At 54.6% G+C, this 25,479-nt stretch carries 34 protein-coding genes and 1 tRNA gene; 15 read left to right on the forward strand and 20 right to left on the reverse strand.

Annotation, left to right across the window (positions count from 1 at the left end; translation table 11 throughout):
• Positions 1–140 precede the first annotated feature (140 nt).
• From HKK57_RS17100 to HKK57_RS17110, 3 genes are all read right to left on the reverse strand, one after another.
• Entirely contained in the window at positions 141–467 is a 327-nt protein-coding gene (locus HKK57_RS17100; RefSeq protein ID WP_029294475.1) for an Arc family DNA-binding protein, read from the reverse strand.
• A gap of 401 nt (positions 468–868) precedes the next feature.
• Entirely contained in the window at positions 869–1,048 is a 180-nt protein-coding gene (locus tag HKK57_RS17105) for a PA3371 family protein (protein ID WP_070994674.1), read from the reverse strand.
• Between the two features lie 11 nt (positions 1,049–1,059).
• Positions 1,060–1,284 (reverse strand): hypothetical protein, encoded by a 225-nt coding sequence (locus tag HKK57_RS17110; protein WP_169390460.1) that lies wholly within the window; start codon positions 1,282–1,284, stop codon positions 1,060–1,062.
• Between the two features lie 330 nt (positions 1,285–1,614).
• On the opposite strand from HKK57_RS17110, the gene HKK57_RS17115 reads away from it, so the two are divergent.
• Both HKK57_RS17115 and HKK57_RS17120 read left to right on the forward strand, forming a co-directional pair.
• Positions 1,615–1,691 (forward strand) — tRNA-Arg (locus HKK57_RS17115).
• A 498-nt stretch (positions 1,692–2,189) separates the two neighbouring features.
• On the forward strand, positions 2,190–2,582 hold the full coding sequence (locus HKK57_RS17120) for a hypothetical protein (RefSeq protein WP_169390461.1): 393 nt from the start codon (positions 2,190–2,192) through the stop codon (positions 2,580–2,582).
• A 5-nt stretch (positions 2,583–2,587) separates the two neighbouring features.
• On the opposite strand, the gene HKK57_RS17125 is transcribed toward HKK57_RS17120, so the two are convergent.
• Complete coding sequence (locus tag HKK57_RS17125) at positions 2,588–3,202, reverse strand: recombinase family protein (RefSeq protein WP_169390462.1); 615 nt, start codon at positions 3,200–3,202, stop codon at positions 2,588–2,590.
• 219 nt (positions 3,203–3,421) lie between these two features.
• Between HKK57_RS17125 and HKK57_RS17130 the strand changes: the two genes are divergently transcribed.
• Both HKK57_RS17130 and HKK57_RS17135 read left to right on the forward strand, forming a co-directional pair.
• Positions 3,422–4,744 carry an AAA family ATPase gene (locus HKK57_RS17130; protein WP_169390463.1) on the forward strand — a complete coding sequence of 441 codons (1,323 nt, stop codon included), beginning with the start codon at positions 3,422–3,424 and terminating at the stop codon, positions 4,742–4,744.
• Positions 4,745–4,752: 8 nt separating this feature from the next.
• Positions 4,753–5,658: a DUF4435 domain-containing protein gene (locus HKK57_RS17135; protein WP_169390464.1), complete on the forward strand. Its 906-nt coding sequence runs from the start codon at positions 4,753–4,755 to the stop codon at positions 5,656–5,658.
• 13 nt (positions 5,659–5,671) lie between these two features.
• On the opposite strand, the gene HKK57_RS17140 is transcribed toward HKK57_RS17135, so the two are convergent.
• The 7 genes from HKK57_RS17140 to HKK57_RS17170 form a co-directional block, all read right to left on the reverse strand.
• Positions 5,672–6,268, reverse strand: a complete 597-nt coding sequence (locus tag HKK57_RS17140; RefSeq protein WP_169390465.1) for a tail assembly protein — start codon at positions 6,266–6,268, stop codon at positions 5,672–5,674.
• 8 nt (positions 6,269–6,276) lie between these two features.
• Positions 6,277–6,621, reverse strand: coding sequence for a hypothetical protein (locus HKK57_RS17145; protein ID WP_169390466.1), 345 nt, complete (start codon positions 6,619–6,621; stop codon positions 6,277–6,279).
• A 68-nt stretch (positions 6,622–6,689) separates the two neighbouring features.
• Positions 6,690–7,523, reverse strand: a complete 834-nt coding sequence (locus HKK57_RS17150; protein WP_169390467.1) for a hypothetical protein — start codon at positions 7,521–7,523, stop codon at positions 6,690–6,692.
• 4 nt (positions 7,524–7,527) lie between these two features.
• Positions 7,528–7,737, reverse strand: a complete 210-nt coding sequence (locus HKK57_RS17155) for a hypothetical protein (protein WP_122461647.1) — start codon at positions 7,735–7,737, stop codon at positions 7,528–7,530.
• The gene (locus HKK57_RS17160; protein WP_122461645.1) at positions 7,724–8,155 is read right to left on the reverse strand and encodes a hypothetical protein; all 432 of its coding nucleotides are present in this window, start codon (positions 8,153–8,155) and stop codon (positions 7,724–7,726) included. The genes HKK57_RS17155 and HKK57_RS17160 overlap by 14 nt, the downstream gene beginning before the upstream one ends.
• The gene (locus HKK57_RS17165) at positions 8,152–8,568 is read right to left on the reverse strand and encodes a DUF5681 domain-containing protein (protein WP_017529439.1); all 417 of its coding nucleotides are present in this window, start codon (positions 8,566–8,568) and stop codon (positions 8,152–8,154) included. The genes HKK57_RS17160 and HKK57_RS17165 overlap by 4 nt, the downstream gene beginning before the upstream one ends.
• A 493-nt stretch (positions 8,569–9,061) precedes the next feature.
• Complete coding sequence (locus HKK57_RS17170) at positions 9,062–9,418, reverse strand: hypothetical protein (protein ID WP_169390468.1); 357 nt, start codon at positions 9,416–9,418, stop codon at positions 9,062–9,064.
• 565 nt (positions 9,419–9,983) lie between these two features.
• Between HKK57_RS17170 and HKK57_RS17175 the strand changes: the two genes are divergently transcribed.
• The 4 genes from HKK57_RS17175 to HKK57_RS27035 all read left to right on the forward strand — a co-directional run bounded on the left by HKK57_RS17175 (position 9,984) and on the right by HKK57_RS27035 (position 12,435).
• On the forward strand, positions 9,984–10,814 hold the full coding sequence (locus HKK57_RS17175) for a hypothetical protein (protein ID WP_169390469.1): 831 nt from the start codon (positions 9,984–9,986) through the stop codon (positions 10,812–10,814).
• A complete protein-coding gene (locus tag HKK57_RS17180) occupies positions 10,811–11,302 on the forward strand; it encodes a hypothetical protein (protein ID WP_169390470.1) in 492 nt (163 codons plus the stop codon). Before HKK57_RS17175 ends, HKK57_RS17180 begins: the two co-directional genes overlap by 4 nt.
• A 430-nt stretch (positions 11,303–11,732) precedes the next feature.
• Entirely contained in the window at positions 11,733–11,948 is a 216-nt protein-coding gene (locus HKK57_RS17185; RefSeq protein WP_169390471.1) for a hypothetical protein, read from the forward strand.
• A 121-nt stretch (positions 11,949–12,069) separates the two neighbouring features.
• Positions 12,070–12,435 carry a hypothetical protein gene (locus HKK57_RS27035; RefSeq protein ID WP_237150384.1) on the forward strand — a complete coding sequence of 122 codons (366 nt, stop codon included), beginning with the start codon at positions 12,070–12,072 and terminating at the stop codon, positions 12,433–12,435.
• A 106-nt stretch (positions 12,436–12,541) separates the two neighbouring features.
• Here the strand turns inward: HKK57_RS27035 and HKK57_RS17195 are convergent, their stop codons facing one another.
• The 3 genes from HKK57_RS17195 to HKK57_RS17205 all read right to left on the reverse strand — a co-directional run bounded on the left by HKK57_RS17195 (position 12,542) and on the right by HKK57_RS17205 (position 14,015).
• Positions 12,542–13,414 carry a hypothetical protein gene (locus HKK57_RS17195; RefSeq protein ID WP_169390472.1) on the reverse strand — a complete coding sequence of 291 codons (873 nt, stop codon included), beginning with the start codon at positions 13,412–13,414 and terminating at the stop codon, positions 12,542–12,544.
• 42 nt (positions 13,415–13,456) lie between these two features.
• Positions 13,457–13,693 carry a helix-turn-helix domain-containing protein gene (locus HKK57_RS17200; RefSeq protein WP_272899023.1) on the reverse strand — a complete coding sequence of 79 codons (237 nt, stop codon included), beginning with the start codon at positions 13,691–13,693 and terminating at the stop codon, positions 13,457–13,459.
• A 118-nt stretch (positions 13,694–13,811) separates the two neighbouring features.
• A complete protein-coding gene (locus tag HKK57_RS17205) occupies positions 13,812–14,015 on the reverse strand; it encodes a helix-turn-helix domain-containing protein (protein ID WP_169390474.1) in 204 nt (67 codons plus the stop codon).
• Between the two features lie 92 nt (positions 14,016–14,107).
• Between HKK57_RS17205 and HKK57_RS17210 the strand changes: the two genes are divergently transcribed.
• Complete coding sequence (locus tag HKK57_RS17210) at positions 14,108–14,677, forward strand: hypothetical protein (protein WP_169390475.1); 570 nt, start codon at positions 14,108–14,110, stop codon at positions 14,675–14,677.
• Here HKK57_RS17210 and HKK57_RS17215 read toward each other — a convergent pair.
• Positions 14,674–15,885 (reverse strand): site-specific integrase, encoded by a 1,212-nt coding sequence (locus tag HKK57_RS17215; protein WP_169390476.1) that lies wholly within the window; start codon positions 15,883–15,885, stop codon positions 14,674–14,676. The two genes, HKK57_RS17210 and HKK57_RS17215, sit on opposite strands and share 4 nt — an antisense overlap.
• Before the next feature lie 539 nt (positions 15,886–16,424).
• On the opposite strand from HKK57_RS17215, the gene HKK57_RS17220 reads away from it, so the two are divergent.
• Complete coding sequence (locus HKK57_RS17220; protein WP_029294478.1) at positions 16,425–17,804, forward strand: MFS transporter; 1,380 nt, start codon at positions 16,425–16,427, stop codon at positions 17,802–17,804.
• Between the two features lie 61 nt (positions 17,805–17,865).
• Here HKK57_RS17220 and HKK57_RS17225 read toward each other — a convergent pair whose 3' ends face one another.
• The 4 genes from HKK57_RS17225 to flgA all read right to left on the reverse strand — a co-directional run bounded on the left by HKK57_RS17225 (position 17,866) and on the right by flgA (position 20,450).
• Entirely contained in the window at positions 17,866–18,615 is a 750-nt protein-coding gene (locus tag HKK57_RS17225; protein ID WP_029294479.1) for a flagellar brake protein, read from the reverse strand.
• A 95-nt stretch (positions 18,616–18,710) separates the two neighbouring features.
• On the reverse strand, positions 18,711–19,178 hold the full coding sequence (locus HKK57_RS17230) for a flagella synthesis protein FlgN (protein WP_029294480.1): 468 nt from the start codon (positions 19,176–19,178) through the stop codon (positions 18,711–18,713).
• 48 nt (positions 19,179–19,226) lie between these two features.
• A complete protein-coding gene (gene flgM, locus HKK57_RS17235) occupies positions 19,227–19,544 on the reverse strand; it encodes a flagellar biosynthesis anti-sigma factor FlgM (RefSeq protein ID WP_057960432.1) in 318 nt (105 codons plus the stop codon).
• Positions 19,545–19,685: 141 nt separating this feature from the next.
• Positions 19,686–20,450 (reverse strand): flagellar basal body P-ring formation chaperone FlgA, encoded by a 765-nt coding sequence (gene flgA, locus HKK57_RS17240; RefSeq protein ID WP_169390477.1) that lies wholly within the window; start codon positions 20,448–20,450, stop codon positions 19,686–19,688.
• An 81-nt stretch (positions 20,451–20,531) separates the two neighbouring features.
• Here flgA and HKK57_RS17245 point away from each other — a divergent pair, with 81 nt between their 5' ends.
• Positions 20,532–21,464 (forward strand): chemotaxis protein CheV, encoded by a 933-nt coding sequence (locus HKK57_RS17245; RefSeq protein WP_029294483.1) that lies wholly within the window; start codon positions 20,532–20,534, stop codon positions 21,462–21,464.
• Between the two features lie 43 nt (positions 21,465–21,507).
• A complete protein-coding gene (cheR, locus tag HKK57_RS17250; RefSeq protein ID WP_029294484.1) occupies positions 21,508–22,335 on the forward strand; it encodes a protein-glutamate O-methyltransferase CheR in 828 nt (275 codons plus the stop codon).
• 41 nt (positions 22,336–22,376) lie between these two features.
• Here cheR and HKK57_RS17255 read toward each other — a convergent pair whose 3' ends face one another.
• Positions 22,377–23,339 (reverse strand): IS110 family transposase, encoded by a 963-nt coding sequence (locus HKK57_RS17255; RefSeq protein WP_092232475.1) that lies wholly within the window; start codon positions 23,337–23,339, stop codon positions 22,377–22,379.
• A gap of 508 nt (positions 23,340–23,847) precedes the next feature.
• On the opposite strand from HKK57_RS17255, the gene flgB reads away from it, so the two are divergent.
• From flgB to flgD, 3 genes are read left to right on the forward strand one after another with little or no spacing between them, the layout of a single operon-like run.
• Positions 23,848–24,255 (forward strand): flagellar basal body rod protein FlgB, encoded by a 408-nt coding sequence (gene flgB / locus HKK57_RS17260; protein WP_057439685.1) that lies wholly within the window; start codon positions 23,848–23,850, stop codon positions 24,253–24,255.
• A 3-nt stretch (positions 24,256–24,258) separates the two neighbouring features.
• Entirely contained in the window at positions 24,259–24,702 is a 444-nt protein-coding gene (flgC, locus tag HKK57_RS17265; RefSeq protein ID WP_029294486.1) for a flagellar basal body rod protein FlgC, read from the forward strand.
• A gap of 16 nt (positions 24,703–24,718) precedes the next feature.
• Positions 24,719–25,450: a flagellar hook assembly protein FlgD gene (gene flgD, locus HKK57_RS17270; protein WP_029294490.1), complete on the forward strand. Its 732-nt coding sequence runs from the start codon at positions 24,719–24,721 to the stop codon at positions 25,448–25,450.
• The last annotated feature ends 29 nt before the right edge of the window (positions 25,451–25,479 follow it).

Consider the following 25,479-nt stretch of genomic DNA (forward strand, 5'->3'; position numbering starts at 1 on the left):
GAGCGAGCTTGCTCGAGAAAACTGTTAACGATAACGTCGGGCACCAATAGAAAATCGGTCCCCTTGGTTTTCGCGCGTCGCCCCTAAATTCCAGGCAAAAAAAAGCCAGCGCAAAGCTGGCTTCAGCTTTCAGTTGCCGATTATTCGGCTTCTGCGGCTGCCTCGACGTCATGGGCAATCAGCGACACAAGCGCATTTTGCTGACGGTGGGACAGTTGGCGAAACCGCTGCAGCAGCTCGCGTTCGTGCAGTGACAGCTCCGGGCTGTCCATGCGCATGCTCAGTTCGTCACCCAACGCGCCTTCCTGAATAAGGCTTTGCTCCATGCGCGCGATGATTTCAGAATTCATGCTGCGGTGATGATTGCGAGCCACCTCGGCAATGCGTTCCCGCATTCCGTCTGGCAGACGTACGACGAACTTGTCAGCCGTACGGCTGGAATAAATTGCCTGTTTCAATGGGCGCATATATTTAACCGGTTAGTTCAGGGGAGCGGTTTTTGGAATTGGCCGCAAGATGTGTGTTAGGACAAGGCTTGCGAACAAATGTTCAACCTGAATTGCAAAGAGGCCGCATCATGCCTCAAATTTGCCAGTTCCTTGGCGTCAATTCTGTGACAAATATTGAACTTACTAAAGGCGTTATGCCAGTACTCATTTTCAAATTTGCGGACTGGTTGGAAAACTTTTCCACGCCGTAAACGCGGCGCGGGCTCTCGACGCGAGAGGGTTTTCGGGCGCACATCCTATAGCAATGTGGCCTTTTGCCCTTAATTTTAAGACTAGTGGCAAATGGCCGATTTGCGAGCCGAGGCGACATAAGGTCGGGCGATAGGCGGGGGCTGGAGCGAGGAGGGTGAATCGGCTATTCAGCGTAGGACCGGGTCGAATTTGAAGCGGCGCCCGACAATCGCGGCAATCACCCATGCGCTGGCGAAGACGGCGCAGGCGCTCAGAGAAAGGATCTGCCAATAATTCGACGTTGCGTTGATCCCCAGGATACCGGTGGCGATTGTCAGGGAAAGAAGCAACCAGGTGGTCTTGGTCATGATCGGCTCGCTTAGAAAATCCAGTGTTCAGAAGTGCTGGCGGCCTGCGCACCTTGTGCCAGTTGGACAGAGGGTTGGCCATTGGCTGTCATCACCGCCAATTGTGCTCGTTGCTGGGTCTGGTGGCTGCCTGTGTGGCTGAGCTGTGCCGCATCGCTGTCGCTACTGTTATGGAACTGGAACATCACCAGGACGGCCAGGGCCAGTGCGTTCAGAAGCAGGAGGGTGCTGTTCATGGGTGTTTCCCCGTGTTCATGTGCAGGACAGATTGATAACGTAAAGAGTGCAGTCATCGTGCCAGCTTCTAGATCGATAAATATCCTTTAAAAACAATAGTTTATAAACGATTCGCAAGTGCTGCTCGTTGCAAGATGCAATGATGGCCTTTTGTGTTAGTGCATTTTGCACGATGAGACTTGGCAGCCCTGTGGACCTGGGCCGGCCGTGGGTCTGGAGTGGTGGAGTCTTACGCCTAAAAAGCTGACGGACGACATGACAAAACTCACCTTGGCCGTTAACATGCACGCCGTCTGTCGCAGTGCAATTTGGCTCTGCGCCTGTCATTAGTCCCAGTAGCTCAATTGGATAGAGCATCCCCCTCCTAAGGGGAAGGTTGGCCGTTCGAACCGGCCCTGGGACACCATATAAATCAAGCCTTTAAAGCCATCTCGCGATTTGTCATTTTTTCTGTGACAGCAGGATGGCAGCAGCAGTGTATTGAAAGCCTCGCAGGGCATGACCTGGCGGGGCTTTTCTATAAGCAAAGACCCCTCGTCTAAAATCTTGACCCAATCGGGATAGTAGAATGTCTTTGATATAGGCGATACTTGCCCCAATATCATGGATGAGTTAGTAAACGGACTGCAAAACCAATGGCTATATTTCTCATTGTCCCCATCGCAAACCCTCACCTAATCGAGCGAGAGCTCGAGACCTTGAAAGGTAGCGGGAAGGTTGACTACATCAAGCTGCCTACCAGTGGGTTCGCGGTTAGCTATTCTGGAACCAGTCAAGAGCTCTCAAATCTCACAGGCATCTCCGAGGGCACGACCGGAACCGGTGTAGTAGCAGCTATAAGCTCGTATTACGGTCGTGCTCCGACGAATATTTGGGACTGGATCAAATCACGGTGGGAGGCATAATGGTCAAACATCGGCGTGAGGACGACACAACACCGTCACCACCAGTTTCGACACCTCCAAAATCCGGCCCTGACTGGGCTATGCAGGCTTTCATCGACCTAAAAATTGCTATGGCGTCGATGGAGTCAAGCATCAATAACCTCAGCGAGAAGGTAGGGGAGCTTAAGGACGAGCACTCAAAAGTTAGATCCAAGCTTTCCACGGTGGAAAAGCAGATTTACGCTGCGACTGCAGTAATCACGGTCGTAATCGGTATAGGCGGATACCTGGGCAATAAGGCCATCGATTTCGGCATGGATATGGCAAAACGAACGGTTTATAGCCAGCCAGCCCCATCCGCTCCCCAGCCACAGCTTATAGCGCCGCAGCAGCCGTCGCGGAACGCTAAATAATCTATTCAGCTCTGGCTATCTCTGATCCGCAGGACTGTCGTGGTTGAGCAGCTAGCGTGCCTGGCTGCAGCACGTATACCCAGCCCCGCGGCTAGCAACTCCTTAACTCGCTTGTGCAGATCAACGTCAATCGGACGGCCCTGGTACCTACCAGCGGCCTTCGCTTTTTCGATACCTTGAGCCTGGCGCTCGCGTCGCTGTTCGTAATCCTTGCGTGCAATGGCCGCCATCATTTCCACCAGCATGGAGTTGATGGCCCCAAGCATCCGCCCGGTGAACTCATCCCCCTTCGTGTCCTGCATTCCCTGGTGGCTGGTCGGCAGGTCGAGCGCGACGATGCGCAGGCCCTTGGAGTCAATAGCGGCCTTCAGCTTTTGCCAGTCCTCCACCGGGAGACGGGATAGCCGATCGATGGATTCCACCAGCAGCACGTCACCCTTGCGCGCATCTTTCAGCAGGCGCAGAAGCTCCGGCCGGTCGGCGGTGGCGCCGCTGGCGTTCTCCAGGTACACGCTGGCGATGACCTTGTTATGGTCGCTGGCGAACTGCTCGAGCGAGGCACGGGCGCGGCCGGCGTCTTGCTCTTCAGTGGAGGCTCGGAGGTATGCGCGGATGAACATGATGGGTGCCTGTATCAGTTAGGGCGTTCTACTAATACTGTTGCACTTTGGATGTTACTTATCAAGCGAAAAGCCCGAGAAAGGCAAAATAAGCCTGTATCTGGATAGGCATACCTTGGCTACAACGAGGGGAATCTGTACAGTCGGATCACAAAATGCTGTGTACCTATCTAGAACGTTAGTAAGCTTCATAACTTTATGCAGTCATGGAAGAGTGAAATGATAATCAAGAGTTTTTCTGCACGAAAAGTGCACGACTTTTACGACTACAACTTTAGATTCAACTCGGATATAAATTTTCTAGTAGGAGATAATGGGACCGGTAAAACTACTGCGTTGAGGTTAATGCAGGCTGCGCTTTCAGTTGATGTCACTACTTTGATGGAGATAAGGTTTAGTAGTCTAAAGGTCGAGGTCGAAAAGGATGGTGAGGAATTTTCTTTCTCAGTAAATACTTCTTCTGACAAGATGTCGTTTAGACTCAATGGTGAGGAGATTCCCTATTCTATTAGTCCGGCCTTTAACGCTGGTGGCAATCGTATAGTTGAAACGATAAGCGTTAACGGGCGTATTCGTCATCGCGTGGAAGATAATAGGCACGACGTTATCAAGTCTGCTGGTCCCGTCATGCAGAGATTTTTGCGTGGTACGCGGCCAATGTTTCTTGGGTTGGAGCGACGATTAGGAAGATATCAGGAAGACTCTTTTCCTGATGAGGCTTTCTCAGATGATGGGCTTATCCGACCTAGAAACCAGCAAAAAGAAATCTTGGATGGCTTAGATAATTGTCAGCGACTAGTTCAAGGTGCCTATAAACAATATCGAAGAGCAAGTGATGGTAGGTTAGATCGTTTACTCAATATTATTGTAGAGTCTACGTTTGAATACATTGAGCTTGAGCCTGGCTTTTTAGAAAATCCAAACTTGAAACCTTATCTGGAAATGTCGGATCTTCGCCAGCGCCGACAAGAGCTAGAGAAGTTTGCTCAGGATCTTGGTGGGTCGGAGAAGACAACGGGCTTGATCGAGAAGTTTTTCGAGAAGATGGTTGGAGTTGTTAATAAGGATAATGGGGTAGCGGATTCTTGGAGTTTAGAGTGGCTATTAAATATGGCCCAGATTCGTAGAATACAAAAAGTGTTGGCTGAAATGGATAGGCAGAAAAAATCAGCCGAAAAATTTTACGCTCCTATTAAAGAGTTTTGCGACACAATTAATGAGTTTTTTAAACACTCACGAAAAGAGTTGAGTGTCGATTCGTTGGGTAAAATCAAAGTTACACAAAATTCTGTACCTGTAGAGCTGGAATTCCTTTCTTCGGGTGAGAAGCAACTCTTGATTTTGATTGCTCACGCTCGCTTTGGATCAAGCAAGAGAAGTGCCTTTGTGGTTGATGAACCGGAAGTTTCGTTGCATATGCGTTGGCAAGAGATGTTGGTTGATGCCTTATTGAAAGGCGGCAAAAACAATCAGTTTATTTTTGCAACACATTCGCCCGAGATTGTGGGATATCACGTCGACAACTGCATTCGTTTGAGCTGAGGTTTGCTATGGAAAGAAGTAAAGCTGCTAAGTTCGCGGCCTCAGTATTTTACGAAAACTTTAACGATTTTGATGTTTATATTGAGGATACAGCGCCAGGATATGGAAAGATTTTTGCTGCTATGTTTTCCCGTGCTATGTCCAGTCAGGTCACTCTTGATCGTGTTTTTCCCTTAGGGCAAAGAGGAGACGTGATAGCTGCAGCTAGGGCAAGGAAAGTGGCAGCGACCGAACGGCCTGCTGTATACATTGTTGATGGTGATTTATATATATTGGCGGGCGAACGTGAAGAAATACCAGATAATGTAATAGTTTTGCCTAGATACTGCATTGAAAATTTTCTTCTGGATGAAGTAGCTTTTGTAGATGTGATGGATGACGAGCATTGCGATTTAGCCTCTGAAGAGTTGAGAGGGCGATTTGATTTTGCAGGCTGGTTTGACCGATCCACTGCATCATTGTATTCATTGTTTCGCGTGTTTGCTGCTGCGCATTTTTTGCGATCAGGTATTGCAACGGTATCAAGAGGATATGGTTCAATTTGTAATGGTGAGACAGGTGAGGTCGACGTTGAAAAGTCTAAGCTTATAGAAGCTGCTGTATTAGAGGGGCTAAAAATTAGTTACGGCGAACTTGAGGTTGAAAAAGCACTGGCTTACGTTGATGGTCGAATCGATCCACAGAAGTGCTTTGTCAAGACTTATGTTTCTGCAAAAGACTTTACCCTTCCTCTTATTGTGCTGAGGATGAAGTCTGTGGTTCCAACCAAGATGCCTCACATCAGTCTGAAAATGCGTATTTCAAAAAAATGTGATGTAGAACCACTGTCTGAAGTCGTGAGGCAAATTAGTCGTGTGGTTAATCTGCCTCAGATTATTCCGTCTCGTCTTGAACTAGAATCGAGATCGGTGTAGCGAGGTTTGGATTTTACACTTTATCCTCAGCATAAATCGCGGCGCTGATGATTGCGCCGCCCCACCGACGGCGACCGATGCACAGCGGGACCGGGTTACCGGATGCCGTGGTGTTCTTGGCGCTGCCGAAGGCGTAGCCGGGTGTGTTCTCCGGCGCGGCGCTGGTCTTCAGGCCGCCGGCCTGGGGGCTGAGCATTTGAATGACGCCGCCGGCGACCATGCCCACGCCAGATGCAAACAGGCCGGCTGATACTGGAGGCGCCCAGAACGTGAAGAATGACGCTGCGATCAGCACGGCGCCGATGACGGTTTGCAGAACTCCCGAGCGTTTGCTGCCTACGATTACAGGGGCAATGATGATGTCGCCTTTGCCTTGAAACCCAAGCTCGCCCTCACCGATATTTTTCTTGCCTCGAAAGACCGCGAATACAAGCCCGCGAGACTTCGCGTTAGACAGAAACCTTTCAAACCCAGGGATCTGCACTGACAGTGCTTTGATGGCCTCGGCTGGCGTTCGGACGGAGAACTGGTAGGACTTACCGAACTGCCTTAGCTGCCCGTACAGTTTGATGGTGGTGAGCGGGGCGTATTCGATTGCTGTAGCGGCCATGGGGTCTCCTATGGATTGATGGAAGGGGCTGGAAGCCCAAGGCGAATGGCGAGCACTGCGCGCGACATATGCGCCTGGTCGATTGTCAGTTGTTCCTGGCGCGGGTCGTAGTTCCACACTCGGTTGTAGATCGCCTCGCTGGCCCGGGCGCCGCGGAATGTTCCCCGCATCAGGTCGGCCGACACCCTGGCCTCTTCCTCGGTGAAGAAGGGGCCGTCGACGGTTACCTGTTGACCACCACTGACGTGCTGGACCTCCCACACCGTATAGCCGGCGTCCGGCCCCTGGATCAGTTCGTAGGGTTTGAATTTCTGCGTTTTGCACGCTTCGGTAAAACGCTCTTGAAAGGTCATGTCTTCACACTCACAGAGTCTGCCGTTGATCGGCGCTACCAATACTTGCGTAGCGCACGGAGGGGCAGTTAGGCCGCTTCGGATTGATCAGGAGACGCTTTTGCGGTGGTGCGAGTGGGCATTTTCGCCAGCCATTCGCGAAGTGCTTCGGAGCCCTCACAGCCCGATCGCCACTTCTCAAACCGGCCGGTGTACCCATTCGAATTGGCGACCATACCGCTCAGTGCGACACCAGCATTGGAGGCCGTGGCCAGCACGTCATCGTAGATCGCTAGCATCTGCTTGAGCCCTTCAATGTCTTCGGCGCGCGAGGCGGCAATGCCTGCGCGCGAAAGGCTGTCAGCCGCCTCTGGCGATAGCCCGGAGAGCATTGGGTTTGCCCTGAGCACCGCCTCTACAACGTCGGGGTGACTGCCTGCGCGTGCCTCCGCGACTAGTCGCTGGCGCTCTTCCGGCTTAAGGCTCCGCACGATGGCTCGTAGCTCCTGATCAGCCAGGAAGCCAACAACGTCCGAGCTTGCGCGAGGCGTGACCGGAGCAAAGCCGTTGACCACTGTTTGGGCCAGCGTCAGCATATCCTTTGCCGCCTTTTCCATAGCCGGCATCAAGGCAGGAACGATCCCGTCAATCTGCTCCTTGCCCTTGCGCTCGATGGCCGCGGCGTTCAGGTCTTTATTTCCGCGAATCGAGAGAATTTCTTCTCCAAGGTCCTTGAAAGTCTCCAGCGCCAAGCCCTGCAAATGGCGAACCGACTTCAGCAAGCCGCCGGCCTGCCAGGTGCCTTTCGTGCCATCGGGTCGCTGAATATTGAATGTTCGGGCCTCTACCTGAGAGTGCTCGTATTCGGAGTAATGGAGGTTGGCCAAGCCAACTTTGAGGACGGAGCGTTTGCCGATTTTCATTGAGTTACCTTTTGATTGTCTGGCCGTGGGGCGGCCGGTTTTGGTCTGAGGCTTCGCTCAGAATTTCGAGTAGAAACACGTTTTCTCGGGCGCCACCGCCGGTTGCTGTTACGTGCAACTCGTCCATAAGGGCGCTGATCTCTCGTACGTCACGATTGAATTGAGTGAGCCCGGATTGCTGACGCAGCTTGGCCACCTGGTTACGGATGTTCATGGCGGGCCTCGATGATCAGTCGGTACTGTTCGGCGACGTGATTTTTGATGTCTTGCCCGTCAGCCAATGGCGGGAACATCCAGGCGCCAGCGCTTGGGGATGGCCGCATATCCATCACGCCTACCGGAGCGGGACGGCGGAGGCTTTCAATTGCGCGGACGTGGAGAATGAACGCCTCTGCCAGATTGGCCGCGTCGTTGCTGTTCATGGTGCACAGTGGGAAGTGCATCACCGTTTGCACGCCCAGGACGGGATAGTTGAACGAATGGCCCACTGTCTTGGGGTAGTCCATCTCCTCCTCAACCGCGTCAACCCTGCAGTCCACCACCGTCAACATAACGAGCACTGTCTCTTCGTCTTCGGTGCCGATCTTCTCTGCAATTCGCTTGAGCTCGGCCCGCATCCACTTAATGCTCATTGCCGCATTCCCTCCATTTGTTCGCGGAGTTCTTCGACGGCCTTCTGTAGCTCGGCAACCTCGATGACTCGGGCAACAGCGCCTAGCCCTTCGATCAATGCCTTGCCCTGGTCGGGCGGTAGCTCGCCGGCGGCGACTGCGCGAAGGATTGATTTGGCTGCGCTGGGCAGGTCGGTGTCGTCCAGGTCGAAGCACACTGTCTCGGCAGTTGGCTTGATTGGCGGTACCAGGCGTTCAAGGATCAGGCGGCAAGCCTGCATATCGCCTTTCTTGGCCGCTGTCAGAACCTTCTTTGTCACGGCGTCTGCACCTTCCGCGAGTCGGGCGCGCAGCTCCTGCGTCTGGCCAGAACGACCACCGGGATTACCCGACTGTCCCGGCTTCCATTTGCCGGCTTTATCGCGATCAGTCATGCGGTGGGCGATTCCATGGCGATGACCGGTTTGTTTTCGGCGAGCGCTATCAGCAGGGCGGATGCTTGAACACTTCCGTCTGCTGCGGCTTCGCGAAGGCGGCCCCAGGCGGCGGCAACTTCGGATCGAGTTGGTTTGTGCTGGCGTCCTCGGGCGGGCTTAGCTGTGTTCATGGGTGCTGCCTCGAATGGGTTTTGAGTGGCTCAAAAACTCACATTAGGCTTGATCTGATCATTTATCCAGTGCTTTTTAGGTGCACTCTAGGTGATACACGTAACCGGATTAAACGGGACCGAAATAGTTGGTTTGCGGCGGATTGAGAAGGGGATTTTTGTTGCAGTAAGTCGGGGGTAGGCAAAGTGATACAGGGCCGGTTTTTCGGCTCAGTCCGATCTCAGATTGAGTGTGGAGCGGGGAGGGCTGACCTACCGTTTCGGTATGGCAGGTTCCGCGCCACGTTTTGCGATATGTGAAAACGTGGCGCGGCGATAGGTCACTTATCCTGGATCTGGTTCGGCAAGCGAGTACCGTAATGATCTGGCGGGCTGTCTAGATTGCCTAGCAGATTTGAAAGCAAGTCGTAATCGGTTTCCAACTCATAAAGCTTTTTGTAGCTGTGGTCTTGATTATTGAGCGTTTGGAAAAAGCTGCGTTTTACATCAGCCAGAAGTGACTGCAGCCCTTTCAGATCATCGACAGCTACAGCCAGGTCTTGTGATGAAAGGTAGACCAGCGTTCTGTCGGGGTTGTACATCGTCGGAAGCCGGCCATGACTTGCGCACAGCTCGCGCACGTCATCAAATTTAGCTTTTGCCGCATATGTGTCCCAGTTAAAATTTTGGCGTGACATCCTTTTGCTCCTTCTAATTGGCGAGCGCTGAGGATAGCAGCCCCTCTTAAGGTATCAATATCGTCGCGAGACTCGCTGCATCACACCTGTTCCAGCCTGCTGTCAGGAGGAGCGGCGGCCAAGCAGACCAAACGGTCCGAGTCGGCTCCTTTGGTCTGTCTCGCAATCACCGAAATTACTAGAATTGGTAGGTTGGCCAGGTGTTCGGCAATCCCTCGGGTCTGAGGGTCTCTAATGTGTTGCTTTCTACACTCTTTGGCGTTTTCGCCACGCTCAGTGAGACCAAAACGTCTCTGTGAGCAGGTACGCTCTGCCTCTCTAGGGGGCGTCAAGACCTCGCACACGGATAAGGCTACCTGTAATCAAGAAGGTAGCTGCGTCACTGAAGGCTATCTATATCGGGTGCTCGCTCGACCCTACCCGTAACATGCAGTTTTTCCTAAAAACGTCGCCTGCGAGCTGGTTTGCGAACGCTGTATTGGGGGAGCAGTAAAATTGACGTATCAGAGGAAGAGTTGTAGGAGTAGCTGTATACTCGACCTGATTGACAGGGGAGATATTTGCAATGATGGAATGGACTACACCATTGAGTTTCAGTCTTCGGGCAGGAAAGCTGGCTTATGATCATCGGCACAAATTACAACGTTGTTTTACATGGATCAAAGTTTATTTCAATGTAGGGTCAACCCAAGTAGTAATGACGGGGGTGCCTGGGGCAGGTAAAACTTTACTTAGCGGGCAAATGGATGAGAAGGGTAGGGGGCTGTATTTTGATAAGCCAGGCGAGTCTGTAAATGTTGAGGTTACATCTTTAACGCTCGGTAACTTATCTAAAGTTTTGAGAGTTCTGCCTGGTCAGATGGGTTATAGAACTCGTGGCGAGATCGACGCTTATCAGAAGAATAAAGGGTTGGAGGGGGTCATACACGTAGTTGATTTTGGATACTCATCTCCGAGAGATGCCGTTCTAGCTCAGTCTTTGATAAATGACGGGTTCACCACCATTGAAGAGCTGCGCCAACGCAATTTGCAACTTGAAATTGATGCGCTAAGGCATGAGTTGGCTAATATAAGAAGGCTGCTTGTTCAAAGCCAGAATTTAAAATGGTTACTTATCGCGGTCAACAAGGTTGATCTATACCCTGATAGGGTAGCTGAAGCTCTCAGTCATTATCATCCTGACGGAGATAGTGTTTTTAGCACTGCGTTACGAGAGCTACAGAATGAGGTCGGCAAGAATAATCTGTCGATATATATTGCTCAGACTTGCGCTAAGCAAACGAATTTTACATGGAACGGAGAAATAGCGAAATCCTCTCTGCCACATGATAGACAGGATGAGATACTTCGAGAGTTTATGAAAACTATCGCAATAATCGCGGAGATCCATGAATGAATGACTATCCACACACTAACGGTCGTTTCTCTATGGAGCAGCAAGAGCGCGTGAAAGAGCTTGAGGAGCTTATAGCGCTGGCTGAGTCGTCCACTTTTTCTTTGGATAAGCTATCAAGCGAGCTTCAGAATAACGATACTAAAATTCTGGCGGCAGCTCTTTTTGCTTCAGCGGTTTTATCAATTGTAGCGGGTATTTTTGTTTTTTTTGCTGGGAACTCTGTTGTTCTGTCAGAGGAAAATTTTTACATGTTTGGCTCGGTATTGGTCGGCTCCTTTTTGCTTTTTTTGGGGGCGGCTTGGTTTCTAGTTTCCTTGAGAAAACGAGGCGTGAAATTGAAATATGATCGTCTTATTGAGTTGGATATTCAGCGGCGCTTGATTTCTATGATCGATCAACAGGTCAGCAGGGTAATGAGTTTTGGAGGGTTTTCACCTGTAAATAGAGTAATAATAGATATCAAGGTTAAACGGATGGCGCGCGAATAGGATCTTCATTGATCCCGCACAATATCCGTATCAAGAAGGTCGGCTGTAACCGGCTGACCTTTTTTGCATGGATGAATGGGCGATATAGTATCTGCTTTCGCTTAAGTTTTGAGGGCGCGAGAAGTAGGCTTTAACGGTGTTTTAGTTTCATATTAGTTGCTTTGTTTTATTTGGTTGGTGTGCTTTGTGAGTTTAAGATTTTTCTCTGGCGCTCGTTAAATATAGTGTGTGTGAGGTTTCGATTCGAAGTTATTGTTGGTCACTCTGAATGTTTATGATTGGGACTTTTTCCTTTCTATACGCACCTCTGCTTCCTCTCGAATAAATTATTTTAATTATCCTTTCAGAATTTTCAGGTGCACGTATCGCTTGCGTTACTGGTAATTATGAGGCATTATTTTCTCGTTACTGGTAATGGAGGCTGGCCGTGATGAGTGAAATGCTCGACCCGAACACATTGAGGCAACGTGCATATAAAGACCGCCAACGTGAAGCAGGCTTTAAGCAGGCGACGGTTTGGATTCACACGGAAACACAGGAGGAGGGTAAGCAGGCGGCGCGAGACGGTAAGCCTCTCGAGCCGATGGGCACGAAAGACCCCTTGAGTTGGGCAGCGGGGTGGATAAGCGAGAAGGCTAAGCAGTAATCGGCTGAAACCGTAGCCGATTGAATCGATGCTCCAGATTTGGGCCATCACAGAAGAGGTGCCAAGCCGCTGCGCTAACAGCGGCCTGGCGATCACACGACGACGCTTAGAGGCACACGTCATGCAACTTTACCAAAATATCAGTAACGCCCTGAAAGGCCAAGATAAGTCCGAATTCGAAGGGGAGGGCTTGGTAGACACTGAGGCGGGCAACTCTAGCGCCTTACACATGCCTATCTTCACCGACAACCAACGAACCTTAGTGGTTGAGCTCATCCTTGCAGAGCGGCGCCACGCTACCCGGTGGTGGACGCACCTTAGCGAGATGCGGCGGCGTCAGGAGCTCCCTGAATGGGTTGCGGCGGACATTGGCACTCATGATGAGCATGACCTTCTGCTTGAGAGTAGGAAGGCCGTCAATCAGGCTCTGTTCGGCTCAGATGACCTGGGCGGCGATCAGCAATACCACGCGGTGGTGTTGGAGTAGGGCTGACAAGCAACGAAACCTTTGCAGCATCAAGGGCACTACCCGGAAACAGGGTGGTGCCCTTTTTTCATTTGCTGGCGGCGGGGGGCCTTTTCGGCAAGGTAGATCATGTGGAGCTGTATGCCTCCAGCCACTCATCAACACTCTGGTCCTGTGGTGGCTTGGGTATGTGTATGGGGGAGTAAGGACGTACCTTGTTACCGTCCTCCCTTATTACCTTGTTTCCGTGGTTTTCAACGCACGTAGTTGAATTCGGCTGAAACCCTTGTAGATCGTGCTCTGTAGCAGGTTCCTTGTGCCCTGGAGTTGTGTCCTCCTTGTGCCCTCCTTGTGCCTTAGTTGTGCCCTCCTTGTGCCCTAAAATCGCCGACCGCGCTTGATCAGCACCGATGGTCACGTGTCGGATTGACTGCACGTCAAGGCGCTCATTGGTTACGCTGCCCGCCAGCAAGAAACTGGATAGCTTGCCCATGCATTTGTGGAACCGCTGCATCCGATCTGGCATCTGCAAACCCATGGCCCGCCAGAACTTGTAGAAGTGGCTCCGCTCACCCACACGGAACTCGCCAGCAGGAAGAGGATCACCGGCCTTGCCGCCCGCCGTGGTCCGCTTTCTAGCCAGGTCCACGTTGAAGATGGCGTATGCGGGTTCACCTGTGATCACCGATGCGAAAATTAGAGTCAAGCCTGCAGCTCTGCGCTTCCCGTAGTGACCAGTGCGGTGTCCCACGTACTCGTAGGCGTCAATGCCTGCCGCAACCAATACCGATCGGCAGATCTCCCGCGCATTGGCGTTCATCCACTCAGGCGGTACAGGCTTGCCGCTCGCCGGTTGAATGACGAGCTGCCCAAGCTCAATGCTCACCGCGTCACCGCGGCTAAGTAGTTTTGTGGCTAGGCATTCCACTGAATCGACCTCAGCGTAATTCGGCTGGATAAACAACGGGCCGAAGCCCGCCAGCAGCTCGCAGGCAGGCACAAAGGACGCCGCAATTTAGCGGCGTCCTTTGTGGTCTCCGGATTACGACGCTTCGCACATCAGGATGTACTTGGCAACGCGGTGTGGCGGCCGGCCTGGCTCAGTGGACTGATGCGTCCAGTAGGTGCGGATTTCGTGACCCTTTTTCCTGAGTCGGCGAATGGTGTTTGGTGGCTGGACAATATCCAGTTCCTTTGCGGCCTCGATGGTCGATACCGGCCCGTTTCGCAGGGCCTCCATCATCTTGCGGTCTTGCTCAGTTGAAGAATGGCGTGTCATAGTTTGCCCTTCACGTTGGTGCTATCCAGTGTGTTTTCGCTAAGGCGGTGTTCTAGCACCGCCTTGGCAATCTCCCGCGCAGTCCTGCGCAATCCCCACTCCTTATTCTTTTCGCACTTCACCGTGCGCCGACCTTTGCTGCGCGCTCGACGAACGCCTTCAGCTCGGATGCCAAAGCCAGGCGCCGGCGGCCGATCTTGAAAGTCTTGATTTCACCTTGAGCGATAAGCTCGTATGTGGCGGAGCGAGAGATGCCCAAGATTCGGGCAGATTCCTCGACGCTCAACGACAGCGGCGACATTTTTTGAGGTGCTTGTTCCATAGGATTCTCCAAATGCCCATCGAGAGTGATTGGGCAATGTGAGAATCCTATTGCCGTATTTGCATGTAGTCAACTGCAATCATGGGCTGATTGTGAGCGCATGGACTTCGGCGGACGCAAAAGGTACGATTCGATTTAAGCGTAAATTGATGAGTGCAGATGAGATGGCTAAGAACAAGCCCAACCAGGGCGCACGGAAGACAGAGACCTTGACTTTACGTCTCGACCCAAAGGTTAAGCTGATGATCGAGCTCATCTCTCGCATTCGACGACAGTCCATCACCGGCGTGGTGGAAGCTGCGATCGAGGAAATCGCTTTTGATTTAGACGCCCCGGTCGTATCGGCGGGCGAGCCATGGCCTATGTCTCTGCTGAGCGCAGTGAGCGAAATATGGTCGACAGATGAAAGTGAGCGCTTTATCCACCTATGCACCCACCTTCCTTCTCTGATTACTTACGAGGAGCAGCGGATTTGGGAAACGATTAAAGCGTCCAAAGTCTTTCTAACCGATGGCATCGAAGAAAACGCTCAGTTTTGGGATGTTCCGGGGGTTGGATACATTGACAAGCATAGCGTCCGAATTTGGTGGCCTGATTTGCTGGCTCACGTTGAGGAAAACAAAGAAAGCCGCACCATCGTGCCCTTTGAGCCGCCTCTCTAAATCAGCTCTACCGCGGCGGCCTTGGTGCCTGGCGCCAAGTGCGCGTAGCGCAGAGTCATTTTGATGTCAGCGTGCCCCAGTAGATCCCGAACCGTGTTCAGGGGTACGCCAGCCATTACCAAGCGTGAAGCGAAGTCGTGACGCATATCGTGCCAGCGGAACCCGTCGATCTGCGCCCGCTCAAGCAATTTGAGCCAGGCGCTTTTCACGTCCTCAAAACGACCGCCGCCTTGGCCAGGGAAGACATACGGCGACTCGCTCACCTGCTTTTTCCAGGCTTCCAGCACACCAATGGTCTCCTTGTTCATCGGGATGTGGCGTGTATCGCTTGTCTTGGTGGTGGCCCCGGCGACTGTGATTGTCTTCGTATCGAAGTTCACTGATGACCATTTCAGGTCGAACAGCTCTCCGCGCCTCATGCCGGTATTCAACGATACCAACACCATTGGCTTCAGGTGATCGGTGAAGGGCAGTCCCAGGAGGCTTGGCATCGGCTCTCTGTGGCGGTCCGTCCGCCAGGCGTTTGCACTCTCTCGCTCGGCCCTCATTTCATCCTGTCGAGCGTCCAGGGCATCGCGTAGACGCTTAGTCTCGTCGGCAGCCAGGTAGCGAATCACCCCCTTTGAATCGACTTTAAGCTGTTTCAGCTTGGCCAGCGGGTGTGTGTCGATGTACTCCCACTCAACGGCACGACTGAAAACACCACTGATCGAGCCCATTTTTCGATTCACCGTCGAGGCCTTGTTGCCGGCCTGCATCCATCCTGTGCGGATCTGCTCCAGGTCTCGTCCGGTGATCGCGTCCAGGCGCTGGGCCATGATTGGGTCGAAGTTATTGCTGAGGGTGTGCTGTGTCTTCTCATGGCCTTTGTGATGGGCTTTGAACCACGGCATATAGGTGTCGTCGACAAAGTCGCGCAGCGAGGGCAGGGCTGACCCCTTGCGACCCTGGGCGATGGCCAGAGGCTCGCCATGGGCGTGCGCATCGGCTAAGTACTGGGCGGCTTCGGTTCGGGCTTGGTCAAGAGTAAGCACCCCGACACGCCCGAGGGTGGCGTTCTTGTTTCGGCCCCACGTGACCATGTAAGACTTGTGACCGCTGGGCAGTACGCGAATGAAGAAACCGGGTTGCACGGTGTCATGCACGCGGTATGCTTTCGCCTCGGCGGCTAGGCTGCCAATAAGCTTCTGAGTGATTTTGGTTTTCAAGGGTTCGACCGTGACAGCAGGGTGGCAGCAAAAAGCACTATACCGCTCGATGTTCACGGACTCAATGGGACTAAAAGGCCCAGTAATGCTGGGCTTATGGCTGTACTCATTGGGTCTAAATTGACCCTCCTAAGGGGAAGGTTGGCCGTTCGAACCGGCCCTGGGACACCATCTGCAGTTGCGCCGCCTACCCGGCCGTGACGTGAAAGAACCCCGACCAGATCGCTCTGGCGGGGTTTTTTTGTGGGGGTCAGTTTTCTTAGCCGTCTGGCCAGTGCCTTCGGGCGGGTTGGCGAGATATATTGTCAAAACCTTGTACCTCGCCCCCTGTCTAGGTGCGTCTGACACGTATCTGAACAGCGAAGGAACTGTTGGGTCTCGAGTTCATCGAAGGCTGCATGCTTCGACGATCGTGAGGTTTGCCGGATCAAAATACCCCTGGGTGCCGATGTAGTTGGGTGCCTGGGTTTAACGACGCTTCGCCCTCAGGCTAGTCTGAATAGCCTGACACCCACTGCAAGGAGCCGCTCGGACCGCCGATGCGCCAGATCTGGAAATCTTTTCGAGCCCTTTATTTCGCTTCCTTGATGATGCTGATCGGCTCCGGCCTGCTCAGTACTTACCTGGCCCTGCGCCTGGCAGCGGATAACGTCGACAGCCTGTGGGTCGGTGCGCTGATGGCTGCCAACTATTTTGGCTTGGTGCTGGGTGGCAAGATCGGGCATCGCTTGATCGCCCGGGTCGGGCATATCCGTGCCTATGCCACTTGCGCCGGGATCGTCGGCGCGGCGGTGCTGGGTCATGGTCTGGTGGATTGGCTGCCGGCCTGGATCGTCCTGCGGATCATTGTCGGCCTGGGCATGATGTGCCAGTACATGGTCATCGAGAGCTGGCTCAACGAGCAGGCGGATGCCAAGCAGCGCGGCGTGGTGTTCAGCGGTTATATGATCGCGTCGTACCTGGGCCTGGTGCTGGGCCAGTTGATTCTGGTCATGCACCCTCAGTTGGGGCTTGAGCTGCTGATGCTGGTGGCATTGTGTTTTGCCTTGTGCCTGGTGCCGGTTGCCATGACCCGGCGTATTCACCCTGCGCCTTTGCATCCGGCGCCGATGGAGCCGCGCTTCTTTATCAAGCGCGTGCCGCAGTCCCTTAGTACGGTGTTGGGGGCCGGCCTGATCGTGGGTTCCTTCTACGGCCTGGCGCCGCTGTATGCGGCTCAGCAGGGGCTGAGTACCGAGCAGGTCGGTCTGTTCATGGGTAGCTGCATTTTTGCCGGCCTGTTGGTGCAATGGCCATTGGGCTGGCTGTCGGATCGCTATGACCGTGCGTTGCTGATTCGCTGTTTCGCCCTGGCCCTGGCGGTGGCTGCGTTGCCGCTGGCGATCATGACCCAGGTGCCGCTGGAAGTGCTGTTTATCGCCGGCTTCCTGTGTTCATTGGTGCAGTTCTGCCTCTATCCGCTGGCCGTGGCGTTTTCCAACGACCATGTCGAAGGTGATCGCCGGGTGTCCCTCACGGCAATGTTGCTGGTGACCTACGGTGTGGGGGCGAGTATCGGGCCGTTGCTGGCGGGTGTGGTCATGAAGCTGTTTGGCAACCAGATGCTCTATGCGTTCTTCAGCTTGTGCGCATTGATCCTGGTCTGGCGCATTCGACCCAAGGCTGTGACCAACCTGCATCAGGTGGACGACGCGCCGCTGCATCACGTGGCGATGCCCGACAGCATGTCCAGCTCGCCATTGGTCGCCGCCCTCGACCCGCGTGTCGATGAACAGGTGGTCCAGGACCAGATGCAAACCGCCGTGCCTGAGCCTGAGCCCGAGGCTGAGCCTGAAGTTGCGCCGCAACCCGAGCCCGAGCCGCCGGAGCATCCCGACCCGGATGATCACCCGCATGACCTGAGCCGCGCCCGCCCTTGAAGCAAAAAAAACGGGCAGTTCCCAAAGGAGCTGCCCGTTTTTTATGCCGAGGGTTCGACGTTTACATGTCGTCGTCTTTATCGAACCGTCGCGCCTCGCGCTGCAGTTGGTAGACAAAACGCTCGACCTGGCGCTGCACCAGGCCGCTCATGTTGTGGAAGCGCACGCCGGCAAAGGTGGTGTTGATCCTTTCTTCAAAGTGCAGGTAGCGCAACTCCACCGCCGTGGTCATGCTGCCAAAGGGCAGGGCGGCGATGAAACGGTCGTAGACCTGGCCCAGTTGCAGGCGCTCGGAGATGTCGCCTTCAAAGCGCAGCTTGCAGCCGGTGGCGGAGATATCCAGCAACTTGCCGCTGATGGGCGCCTTGAGTTTCTCGCCGCCCAATTCGATATTCACCAGTTGTGCCAGCTTCAATGCCGCACGAAAGGCATTGCGCCGCTGATGGTAGACCACTTCTTCCGGCAGGCTGCCCTTGTAGATGCGGTGGCCGTCCTTTGCGCCAATGGTCAGGGTGCCATTGCTGTCCCAGGCCACGCGTACACCTTCATGAAAGCCTTCGATACGAAACGCTTCGCCATTCTCCAGGTAGCGTTCACCTTCGGGCGGGATCATTTCGTCCAGGCTCAGGGTCTTGCTGTCCTTGTCGACATCCACCAGGTAGCTCTGGAAGCGCTGGTTGCGTTCGTGGAAGGTAATGATCAGCGGGTCATGGCTCTCTTGCAGCAGCCGCAGGGTGCTGGCAATTTCCAGAGGGGTGGTGAGGACCTTGGGTGGCTGCGGAGCATCTTCCGCGCTAAGGGTGTTGAACACGGTTCTTCCATCTCCAGACAAAATACGACTACACGCAAGAACCGGCATTTTGCCAGCATGTGGCGTGCCTTGATAGGGCGCGCGATAAACCGGCGTCAGGCTTGGCTGAGGGTGCTGGGCTTGACCAGCCGTGAGGTGGAGCCTTGGGCGTTATACAGTGCTGGAGGTTCGCCACCATGCAGGATGCGCAACTGGTTGGCGGTGGTAGCTTGCTGCAGTTGGATCGACTGGCCATTGAGCACATTGGCCTCTTGGCAACTGATCAACAACTGATTGAGCGCTGCGCTCTGGGCCAGCAACTGGTCGCCGACCGACGAATGGCTGGCCAACTGTTCCAGGCCGCTGTGGTCAGCGGGCAGGCCCAGGCTGAGCAGGATCTGGCTGCGCTTCTGGCCGTGCTGTTCGAGCAGGATGATCAGCGATTGCTTGCGTGCCAGGATATCTTCCAGCAGGCGCATATCGCGGCCATAGAGGGCCACGAATTCTTCTTGAAGCAGCTCCAGCAGGTGTTGCGCCGGAGCCAGGTCTTCGTTGATCAGTTGCAGCAGATTTTCGTCGTGCATGGCTGGCCTTGGGGTTTAAGCGTCCAAAAGCCTGGCGCAGGCCTTGGCCTAGCGCTCGGCTTTGATGATTTTGCCGGCTAAACGGTCGTTGTCGATCTGATAGCTGCCATCAGCAATCGCCTGTTTCAATTCGGCCACGCGGGCTTTATTGACAACCGGCTGATCGCGCAGCGAGTCCGTGATCTTCTGCAACTGTTGAGCCTCGTTGCTCAAATGCACCGATTCGCCACTTTGGGTCGAAGCGGTTTGTTCTGCCTTGGCAGGCAGTGCCGGGGCCTTGGCTTCAACGCTGTCCTTGGCCGCGTTGGTACGCGTGCCGCCGGGCGTTGCCTGGGCGCTGTTCAATCGGCTGAAATCAATGACCATGTTAAAAAACCTCTGGGTATTTGGACGCTTGCCATGTTTTCGGCCATACCCGGACAAACTTTAGGCTCGATCGACAATAAACCTGTGCATAGCGAGATCATGCGCACAGTGTAGGAAAAGCCAGCGTCCCACGCCAGTGATCTATAAAGCCACCTCCACCTGGCCAGGGGCTGTCACCCGGGCCTTGATCACGCGCTTGGAGTTGAGGTTCTTCACGCGAATCTGTTCGCTCATCCCGCCGTTGGCCAGGGCTTCCCCCGGCATTTTCACGTTCAGGCCGCCGCTGCTGACGGATATCACCACATGGTCACCCTTGCGCACCACTTCGGCCTGTTCCAGGTGAACCAGGGTAATGACCTGGTCGGTGACCATTGGTCGGGTCAGTCTCTGCCCAACGGCCTGGTCCACGGAGGTGAGGTAACCCTGGCTGATCTGGCTGATGTCCCGCTCACGCAGGGCTACGTCTTCAAAACCGATGATGCCGGTACGCTTGAGCGGGCGTGTGACGGTCACTACGTCGCGAAACAGGCGGACCTGGGCCGGCACAAACACCGTCCAGGGCGAGCTGCCGTCGCAGCGCACGCGCACGGTCACGCGGCCGATGGGCTGGGCGGGGCTTTCCAGGGAGCCTGTCAATTCCTTGTCGCACATGGGCATGCGCAAACGCGGGTCCAACTGGTTGACCTGGATTTCATAACGGCCCGGTGTCTGGGTGGTCGCCAGATAATCTTCTACAGTGAACTCAAGAAAGCCTTGAGTGACGCCGATAAGCAGATCAGGCAAGGTGACGTTGTCGGCACGGGCCTGATGGCCTGCGCCCAAGGCAAGCAACGCCATCCAGGCACAGAGCAATCTGCGGTACTGTGGCGAGCGAAGGCGTCGGGAAACTGTCGTTTTGATGTCCATGGCCAATAAAAAGCAAAGCGCGTGCCGTTTCGTGTTGGGTGCGCGTCGTACCCGTAAGTTTTGTAGCGTAGGAGTCTGGGCATGGCGGGTGTAATGGATTCAGTGAACCAGCGCACACAGCTGGTAGGGCAGAATCGCCTGGAGTTGTTGCTGTTTCGACTCGATGGCAAGCAGCTATATGGCATCAACGTCTTCAAGGTGCGGGAGGTGCTGCAATGCCCCAAACTCACCATAATGCCCAAGTCCAACCCGGTGGTGTGTGGCGTGGCCAACATCCGTGGCTCGACGATTCCGATTCTTGACCTGGCGATGGCTACCGGTTCTGCCGGTTTGCAGGACCGCGAGAGTCCGTTTGTGATCATCACCGAGTACAACACCAAGACCCAGGGTTTCCTGGTGCGCTCGGTGGAACGTATCGTCAACATGAACTGGGAAGAGATCCATCCACCACCCAAGGGCACCGGGCGTGATCACTACCTCACGGCAGTGACGCGGGTCGATAACCAGTTGGTGGAAATCATCGACGTGGAGAAGATCCTCGCGGAGGTGGCGCCGACTTCGGAGCATATTTCGGTGGGTGTGGTGGATGAGCAGACCCAGCAGAAGGCCGTGTCCCTGCGGGTGTTGACGGTGGATGACTCCTCTGTGGCACGCAAGCAGGTGTCCCGTTGCCTGCAGACCGTTGGTGTCGAAGTAGTGGCACTCAATGACGGCCGCCAGGCCCTGGACTATCTGCGCAAGCTGGTGGACGAAGGCAAGAAGCCGGAAGAAGAATTCCTGATGATGATTTCCGACATCGAGATGCCGGAAATGGACGGCTACACCCTCACGGCCGAGATACGTAACGACCCACGCATGCAAAAATTGCATATCATCCTGCATACTTCATTGTCCGGTGTATTCAACCAGGCAATGGTCAAGAAGGTCGGTGCCGATGACTTCCTGGCCAAATTCCGTCCTGATGACCTGGCTTCCCGGGTCGTCGAACGGATCAAATCTGCAGATCACGGCTAGGGGCTTTCTCCCTGGCGGTCACACGAGTTAAGAGGCGGTTTCATTGTCTACGGGTAATTTGGATTTCGAACAGTTCCGGGTATTCCTGGAAAAAGCCTGTGGCATATTGCTCGGTGAAAACAAGCAATACCTGGTATCAAGCCGTCTCAACAAATTGATGGAACAGCAGGGCATCAAGTCCCTGGGCGAGTTGGTGCAGCGCATCCAGGGTCAACCGCGCAGCGGGTTGAAGGAGATGGTGGTCGATGCCATGACCACCAACGAAACCCTGTGGTTTCGTGATACCTACCCCTTCGAGGTGCTCAAGAACAAGGTATTGCCCGAGGCCATCAAGGCCAGCCCCGGCCAGCGCTTGCGCATCTGGTCGGCGGCGTGCTCATCGGGGCAGGAACCCTATTCGCTGTCGATGTCCATCGATGAGTTCGAGCGGACCAACATGGGCCAGTTGAAAGCAGGTGTGCAAATTGTTGCCACTGATTTGTCCGGTACCATGCTGACCAACTGCAAGACCGGCGAATACGACAGCCTCGCCCTGGGTCGCGGCCTGTCCCAGGAGCGCCTGCAGCGTTACTTCGACCCCAAGGGCGCCGGGCGCTGGGCGGTCAAGGCGCCGATCAAGAGCCGTGTGGAGTTCCGCTCGTTCAACCTGCTGGACAGCTACGCCAGCCTCGGCAAGTTCGACATCGTGTTTTGCCGCAACGTATTGATCTACTTCTCGGCTGAAGTGAAGAAGGACATCCTGCTGCGCATCCACGGCACGCTCAAGCGCGGTGGCTATCTGTTCCTCGGCGCGTCCGAAGCGTTGAACGGCTTGCCGGACCATTACCAGATGGTGCAGTGCAGCCCCGGTATTATCTACCAGGCTAAATAACACCTCACCCAACATTTGGGGTGGGGCTTGTGTGGGAGATTCTATGTTGCAGGTAAACCCTGCAACCTTAAGTTCGGTTGGTATTCGCTCTGGTTTTTCATCAGCGCGAATGCCACCCGGCAGAGCTTGCGGGCGAGGATTACCAGGGCTTGGGTCTTTGCCAGTCCTCGGGCCAGGTAGGACTCGTAGTACGGTTTCCAGGTCGCAGATCGGCTAGCGGCCATCGCTGCGTTGTGAGCAAGGCGCCGCAACTCTGAATCGCCCTTTTTACTCAAGTGCCGAGGGCCGGCCTTTTTTCCGGAGTCTTTTGGTCTCAGATCCATCCCCAAGAAAGCGATGAATGCATCGCCATTGGCGAACTGACCGCGCATGAAGGCTGTCGCTAGACCAGTAGCCGTAAGATCACCCACTCCCTCAATGGCTTTGCAGCGCTTGATATTTTCGGTGATGCCCGCCTCTTTGCTGACCTTGTGCAGCAACTTCTGAATGACCTGCTCAGCTTGTTTGAAGGACTTTAACTGCTGGGCCAACTCGTCTTTCAAAAGCGGTTCGCCTGACCAGCTCAGTGTGAGGCTTACACGCAAGTTGATAAGTTCTGCACGTCGGTGTAGCAAGCTTTTCAATAACTTGTAAGCCTGCGGAGGTGGACTCCAGAGCCGTAGCCGTTTCTGCTCGCTGCTCAGGTAGCGCGCTAATAAACGTGCATCACAAGGGTCGGTTTTCGCCCGCTGGCCAATGCTTTCGCGGTAATGGCTCAACCGATAAGCGTCTACAACGTAAACCCGATGTCCTATTTCATGGGCGAGTTCAGCTGTGTCCAAGTGGTAAGTGCTGGTGGCTTCCAGGGCAATTGAGCTGTTGGCAGGTAATGTGTTGAGCCAGCGGCCAAGAGCATCGCGGTCGTTGGCAATGGCTTGAGTGGCGTTGAGGTCTTCGCGGTAGGCAACGATTTCGGCCTTGGCCACATCGATACCCACAACCGTTGGTGAAGTAAGGATTGTCATAACTAATCCTCGGAGCTAGGGTTTAAGGGCTTGTCGGGGTCTATCCCAGCGCTGGCTTGCCTCTATTGTCGGTTTTCCCGATGAATTCCTTATCGGCGCTTAGGGTAGAAAGGGCGGGACGAGAAGTCTCCCACGGTCCGTACTGGCTAGAGTCGGAATCGGGCTTTTAGTCGCCGCCCACCCCTTCAAGTCTAAACATACAAGCGGGCTTGCTCGCGAAGGCGGTAGTGAAGTTGGTTGATAGCTGACTGACACACTGAAGTGCGCCCTTCGCGAGCAAGTCGAACCGTCGCACCGCCGCTCCCACATTTTTTTGTGTCAGACCTTGTAAAGCGGCAACTCCCCATTGCCGCTTTCCTGACGTTTCGCGGAAAGCGCTTGCCGCTTTTCCGCCATTGCCGGCGGCAACCTCTACCTAACCCCTTGATTTATTGGGCTTGATAAACCTGGCATGGCGCTTGCTATATCCCTGTTACGAAAAGCAGGTCAGCCCCTAAAGGTTTCCGCCATGAGCATCAGCTTCGATAAAGCGCTCGGTATCCACGAACAGGCCCTGGGCTTCCGCGCCCAGCGTGCCGAAGTCCTGGCTAACAACATCGCCAACGCCGACACCCCGAACTACAAGGCTCGGGACCTGGACTTTGCCGCCGTGCTCGCCGCACAGAGCGACAAGACCAAGAACGGCTCCTTCGCCTTGAACATGACCAATAACCGTCATATCGAAGCGCAGGGCCTGAGCAGTGGCGATGAGTCGCTGATGTATCGCACGCCGATGCAGCCGTCGATCGACCAGAACACCGTCGATGCGCAGTTGGAGCAATCGAACTACGCCGAGAACTCGGTGAACTTCCAGGCCAGCTTCACCCTGCTCAACAGCAAATTCAAAGGGCTGATGTCAGCCCTGCGCGGAGAGTAAGCCATGTCTCTATCCAGTGTTTTCAATATTGCCGGTAGTGGCATGAGCGCCCAGACCACGCGTCTGAACACGGTCGCCAGTAACATTGCCAACGCCGAGACGGTCTCGTCGAGTATCGACCAGACCTACCGCGCCCGGCATCCGGTGTTCGCCACCATGTTCCAGGCCGGTCAGAACGGCGGCAGCGATTCTTTGTTCCAGAGCCAGGATGCTGCCGGCCAGGGCGTACAGGTGTTGGGTGTGGTCGAAGACCAGAGCAACCTCGATGCGCGCTACGAACCCAATCATCCTGCCGCGAACGAAAAGGGCTACGTGTACTACCCCAACGTCAACGTGGTCGAGGAAATGGCAGACATGATTTCCGCCAGTCGTTCGTTCCAGACCAACGCGGAAATGATGAACACCGCCAAAGCCATGATGCAGAAGGTCCTGACCCTCGGTCAGTGATAAGGGGCGCTAAAGAATGTCCGTCACTAACGATGTGTCGAGTCAATCGACGATCCAGAGTCTGTTCGACTCCAAGGTCAAGGATGCCAAGTCCAGCCAGGGCAACCTGGCCGATACCGCCAAGGCGGCCTCGGGCAACCAGTCCCTGGGCAAGGATGCATTCCTGCAACTGCTGGTCACCCAGTTGAAGAACCAGAACCCGCTGTCGCCCCAGGACAACGGCGCGTTCGTGGCGCAACTGGCGCAGTTCAGCAGCCTGGAAGGCATCAACACCTTGAACGATTCGGTGAACACCATCACCGGTAACTACAAGTCGTCGCAGGCGCTGCAAGCCTCGTCGCTGGTGGGGCGTTCGGTAATTATTGAAACCAACAAGGCCATGGTCGACACCAGCAAGAGCTTTACCGGCTCGGTCGCCGTGGGTGCGTCGGTGGGCAACGTTACCGTCAAGGTCACCGACAAGGACGGCAACCTGGTCAAGACCATCGATCTGGGCGCCCAGAGCGCCGGCAAGTCGGACTTCATCTGGGACGGCAAGAACGAAGCGGGCGAGCAGCTTGATTCTGGCACCTACACCTTTGCGGCCAGCACCAAGAATGACGCCGGTGATCCGGTGGCCTTGAAAACCTCGCTGCCGGCCACGGTCACCAGCGTGACCTTGAGCCAGACCGGCGGCGAAATGCTGCTCAATCTTTCTGGCGGCATGGGCAGCATCAAGCTGTCGCAAATTCAGACTATCGGTACATAGAGCCGGCTAAATACGGCAAGAGGAGAGAA

It is taken from the genome of Pseudomonas sp. ADAK21, assembly GCF_012935735.1.
GTDB classification, from domain to species: Bacteria; Pseudomonadota; Gammaproteobacteria; order Pseudomonadales; family Pseudomonadaceae; genus Aquipseudomonas; species Aquipseudomonas proteolytica.